At 38.6% G+C, this 5,448-nt stretch carries 4 protein-coding genes; all 4 read right to left on the bottom strand.

Going from position 1 to position 5,448, the window contains the following annotated elements:
• A partial coding sequence (locus Q0L68_RS15560; RefSeq protein ID WP_296705001.1) for a molybdopterin cofactor-binding domain-containing protein occupies positions 1-1,128 on the bottom strand: 1,128 nt, incomplete at its 3' end.
• 11 nt (positions 1,129-1,139) lie between these two features.
• A complete protein-coding gene (locus Q0L68_RS15555) occupies positions 1,140-1,610 on the bottom strand; it encodes a (2Fe-2S)-binding protein (protein ID WP_296705000.1) in 471 nt (156 codons plus the stop codon).
• 294 nt (positions 1,611-1,904) lie between these two features.
• The gene (locus Q0L68_RS15550) at positions 1,905-2,756 is read right to left on the bottom strand and encodes an MBL fold metallo-hydrolase (protein ID WP_296704999.1); all 852 of its coding nucleotides are present in this window, start codon (positions 2,754-2,756) and stop codon (positions 1,905-1,907) included.
• A gap of 136 nt (positions 2,757-2,892) precedes the next feature.
• The coding region (locus Q0L68_RS15545; RefSeq protein ID WP_296704998.1) for a hypothetical protein at positions 2,893-5,448 on the bottom strand (2,556 nt) is incomplete at its 5' end.

Below are 5,448 nucleotides of genomic sequence, written 5' to 3'. Positions count from 1 at the left end.
TGCACTTTGTAAATCTTCAGATACTTGAATGACAGAGTTCAACGGCTCTAACTGGGCATGATAAACATAATCGTTCTTATAATCGGCAGTATAGATTTTGGAGCCATTTCTTAGAGCGGTATTTATATCGCCTTTTTCTGAAATAATAGTCCCTCTTACTCCTTCTGCGGCAATTTTTTCATATTCATCAAAAATCTTCTCCGAGTTAAATCCAGTGGCATCTGATTCACTCCAATCTATTTTCAAGAGCTTTTTTGCTTGTAATGCCTGCTCTAGTTTTTTGGCAATAATCCCGATGGCATAATCGAATTGCACAATTTTTAAAACGCCTTCCTGAGCCAAAATTTCAGGTTCGTTTAACAAGCGTGGAAATGAGCCATGAAGTTTTCCTCTTTCCAGTACTCCATAAACCATATTGGGTAGCCTAATATCGATAGCGAACTGGGCTGAACCATCCACTTTTGCCGGAATTTCAGTTCGCGGAACAGTCTTTCCAATTAATCGAAAGTCTTTTGGTTGCTTCAATTGATCTTCCGTAAAATCAGGTATTGATTCAGGGAGTACTAAAAATGAAACCAATTCACCATAGCTGATCTTCTTACCTGATTTTACATGAGTAACGTTACTTTCAGAAGTTGTGAGTTCTGAAATTGGGACATTCCAGTGTTTCGCAGCTGAGTTCAGTAAAATATACCTTGCCTGAGCTCCCGCTTTTCTCATGGTAGAATAATAGCTATTCGTAGTTCTACTACCTACTGTAAACATCAGTTTACTACCTGGCGACCAGCCTGGAGAACCATAAATATCACTTTCTTGGCGTGAGAATTCTACTTTGACTTTCGACCAATCAGCATCCATTTCTTCTGCAAAAATCAATGGTAAAGAGGTCATGGAACCTTGTCCCATTTCAGCTGCAGGGTTATAAATGGTTATTTCTCCATCTTCAGAAATTTGAACCCAGGCTGATACTTCAAATTTCTCAAATTGCTCTTTGATTTTTTTTGTGTCATTGCAAGCAACCAAAGCTGGAAAAATACCAGATGCCCCAATGAATAATGCAATCCCACTGGATGACTTTAAAAATTCTCTTCGATTGAGAGTCGATTGTGATTTTTGTTCTTTTTTCATAAGAAGAATTATTAAATCGAGGAGTTGGATTTAGCAGCTAATTCTATTGCTTCAATGATGCGTAAATAGGTTCCGCACCTACATAAGTTGCCATTCATATACGTCTTTATTTCATCTCGAGACGGAGTAGGATTATTATCCAACAAGGCCACCGCCTGCATGATCTGACCTGAATGACAATATCCACATTGTGGCGCTTGGGCTTTTACCCATGCTTGTTGCACTGGATGGTCTCCTTTTTCAGATAGGCCCTCTATTGTTTTAATTTTTTGTCCATCGGAAAAATTCTCGACAGGTAAAACACAGGCCTTCATCGGGTTACCATCAATATGGATTGTGCAAGCTCCGCACTGGGCGATCCCACAACCGTATTTGGTACCTGTTAACCCTAAATGTTCCCTGATAACCCATAAAAGAGAAGTTCCTTTTTCCACTTCTACTTTGTGAGTTTGATCGTTAATATTCAATGTATAAGATGCCATAGAAGGATGATGTTTAAAACTTTAAAATACTGAAAATAAGTCGCTTGGCAATAAATTTTGGGGCTAATCAGGCTAAAAAAATCTAAAAAATTAGAATAAATTTTCTCCAAGAAATCGAAATTGAAGGTATTAAGAACCATAAAAACTGGGTCAGTTAACATTATTTTGTCATCCAAAGCCATGTGATTTTATCATAATTAAACAGGTTATTATTTATAGAATTTGAGCTACCATACAATTGTCCATTCTCAGTTTTTTCAGCTTTTAGTTCTGTTTGTAAGAACATTCTTTATGCTATAAAAAAATTGATTCTCCATCCATTGGGATTTTTATTTTGGAATCTAAACCCTTAGCCTTTAATTCTTCAAATAGAATTTTGCGGGTTACAAAACAATGGTTAATTGTGTCCATATGCACGGCAATAATATTTGTGGCAGGAAGTTTTTTCTGCACTTTAATAATGTCCTCAGGGGTCATTGTTATCGGATCACCTGTTAAGAATTTTGCACCTCCGGCATTCAGGATAGTGACTTTGGGATTGTAGCTGATGAGTACATTTTCCACTTCCTCGCACCAAACCGTATCCCCTGCCACATAGATTGAATCTTCTTTATGCTGGAATACAAACCCTGAGACCTGACCCATGCTTTTTCCAATATCTCCTGTACCATGTTGACCACTCGTCTTATGAATGGTTATTCCTTTCCAGTTGAAGTTATGCTCAATACTTTGGAGGTTATTGAAGCCTTGGTTTACTAATGTTTCTTTAACATTTGGGGGACAAAAAATAAGTTTGTTTTTAGGGATTAAATCTTTTGCTGGATTATCCCAATGGTCTCGATGTAAGTGGGTAATAACGATCGCATCCATTTCAGAAAGCATGGTATTGATTTCTGATTTTGGAATCGGAAACTCTACCATTGGAATTCTAATTTCATTGCCACAATTCGGAATCGGATTCATTGCATCCTTTTCTGACAACATCGGGTCTATGAGCAGTTTTTTACCATTGATCTCAATGATTAGTGTAGCATGTCTTAGAAGTCTGACACTAGAGGATTTTTTCATATTTGCCGTTTTTGCACTTAGCAATGAGGGGATTGCCCCAAGAAATAGTAAGCTTTTAATGAAAGTTTTTCGCTTCATAATTGTTGCTCTTGATAAGAGATTTCAGTATTAATCCCCAATTATTTATCCAAGAAAAGGGGATTAAAATTATTGGTAGATGGAATATTAAAACCTTTGAAATTCTAATAAGTTAGCCTTTCCAGGTATTTTCTGACTATTTTATCGAGAAAGCGCCTTCAATATCTAATTGCTCTCCGATCAAATGAATCGTATAATCTCCTGCTTCAGGAAGGTTCACAAAATTGAAAAGATATGGATCATCCGTAAGATTTGGGCCAAGAATCAAATCCCATGAAAAGGTATTTAAACCTTTTTGGACATTTATTTCCTTTTCGAAAACTGAAGTTCCTTCCGAATTAGAAATGGTCAATGTCAATTTTTCCTCAGAAGGCGAGTAGAAGCTAAAATTTACATTTTCATAGTTTGAAAGATCAGGTTTTCCGGAAATATCTCTATTCGGAAGAATGGCTTCAGAGATATAAACTACAGATGCTTGTTCTGAATTATTTTTCAGATAATTATGCAAAGGTTCCAAATCAATTTTGAAAATTCCTCTTCCATGAGTGACGGCTATTAAGTCATTTTCCCGTTCTTGAATAGTCATGTCGGACACAAAACTATTTGGCATCTCTGAACCCAAAACGCGCCAGGAATTACCTCTATCGAGTGAAATAAATACCCCATTAAAAGTGCCTGCAAATAATACATTTTCGAATACAGGGTCTTCCAATATTACATTGACAGGTGCATTTGGTAAGTTAGAAGTAATGTTTTCCCAATAAGCTCCATAATCCTCCGAACGATAAACATAGGCATTCAAATCATCTTCACCCATGGCACTTTGAGTAATATAAACTCTGGATTCCTTGAATTTTGAAGGAGCAAAACTCTTGATGTATTTTGCTGGTAGGCCTTCAGATATTTCTTTCCAGTTACCTCCGTCGTCTTTAGAAATCCAAGCAGCTCCTTTCGAAGTGCCAGCATATAATAAGCCTTGACGGTTTGGAGATTCTTCCATTGCAATGATTCCATTCCCTTCTCGATTTGGATCGGACGAAAGACTCAGATCTGGACTTATCGCCTTCCAATTATCTCCACGATCCGTAGTTTTGAACATAAAATTTGCCCCGTAATACAAAGTTCCTGGCGTATAAGTCGAAGTAAAAAAAGGAGTTAGCCATTCATTAAATAGCTGATCAGGGGAGTCTTTAGGTAATCTAGGACGGATGCTTTTGGTTTCACCGCTTGACATTATTTTACGCCTGATGGCACCATTCTGTGATTCGTAATAAACGATGTCCGAGTTTTCAGTATCAGGAGTGACTACAATGCCATCTCCACCTCCCCAAGGGTCAATCCATACATACTCCCAACCATCATCACTCGTATTTTTCAAGGTTCTTGCCGGCCCCCTCACCGCTGAATCATCCTGGGTCCCTGAGTAGATATTATAAGGAGTATCATTATCTGTTCGGACAAAATAGAATTCTCCTACCGGTAAATTGTTGTAATGCATCCAAGTTGATCCGGTATCATAACTGATATATACGCCGCCATCGTTTCCGACAATAATATGATTTGGATTGTTGGGATTGATCCACATTTCATGATGGTCAAGATGGAAAAAATTTGCTGGGGAAGGTTGGATATGCTCAACCGTTCCATTTAGAGGGTTAAAATTTATTCCTCCATCTGTACTTCTTAAAACATTAATTCCTAATACATAGACTTCATGATCATCGATTGGGTTTACAAAACAATCAGTAAACACTTCGCCGAAAGTATTTAGAATCTTTAAGTTCTTTTGGTGCGTCTTTTCCCAGCTTTCTCCACCATCTAGAGTTAGATATAATTCTCCGGATCCATCTTCATATCCTGCATTTACATTGTCGGTAAAAGCATAAACTTTAGTACTGTTTTGATGGGAGACTGCGAGCCCTGTTCTACCGTTCATTTCTCCTGCCGGAAATCCATTGTTGATAACTTTCCAAGTATTTCCACCATCTGTACTTTTATGCAAGGTTCCTCCAGGTCCCGCTTTGTCTTCACTGCAATACCAAGTGGAGGCATATAGAACGGAAGGGTCAGTAGGGGCAAAGACAACATCATTACCTCCCACCCGGTCGTTGACATACACCACTTTTTCCCAAGTTTCTCCCCCATTTACGGTCTTGTAGATTCCCCTTTCTTCACTTGGAGAATAGAAACTCCCCAAAGCTGCCACGAAGACAATATTTGGATCAGTGGGATGCACAGCAATTCTTCCAATATGATGAGTACCTTCCAGTCCTATAGACTTCCATGTTTTACCTGCATCATCCGAACGATATACTCCGGCGCCTGGGATAGTATGAGCACGCTTGGCACGAAGACTTTCACCAGTCCCCACGTAGATTATATTACTATTACTTGGTGCGATACTGATATCTCCAATACTGTAACCTGCCTGGTTATCAAAGATTGCTACCCATGAAAGACCATGATTGGTAGTTTTCCAAAGGTTTCCAGAACCAAATCCGGCATAGATAGTACTGGGATTTTCAGGAAGTACAGCCATTGCCTCCACGCGTCCTGAGTTGATGGTAGGCCCAATTAAATCCCATTTCAATCCAGAAAAGATAGACTCACTTTTGTTTTTCGAAAAAGATTCCCAAGCGGCAGTGACTGGGCTCTCTGACTTTTGCCCTTTGACCTGGGAAATTGTGAATAA

The sequence above is a fragment of the Algoriphagus sp. genome (genome assembly GCF_024642405.1).
Lineage (GTDB): Bacteria > Bacteroidota > Bacteroidia > Cytophagales > Cyclobacteriaceae > Algoriphagus.
Note: the sequence above shows the minus strand (reverse complement) of the source record. Positions and strands in the feature narration are given on the sequence as shown.

Excerpts from the sequence above, each read along its gene's own strand:
- Q0L68_RS15555 (WP_296705000.1), bottom strand. The coding sequence starts at position 1,610 with ATGGCATCTTATACATTGAATATTAACGATCAAACTCACAAAGTAGAA.
- Q0L68_RS15550 (WP_296704999.1), bottom strand. The coding sequence starts at position 2,756 with ATGAAGCGAAAAACTTTCATTAAAAGCTTACTATTTCTTGGGGCAATC.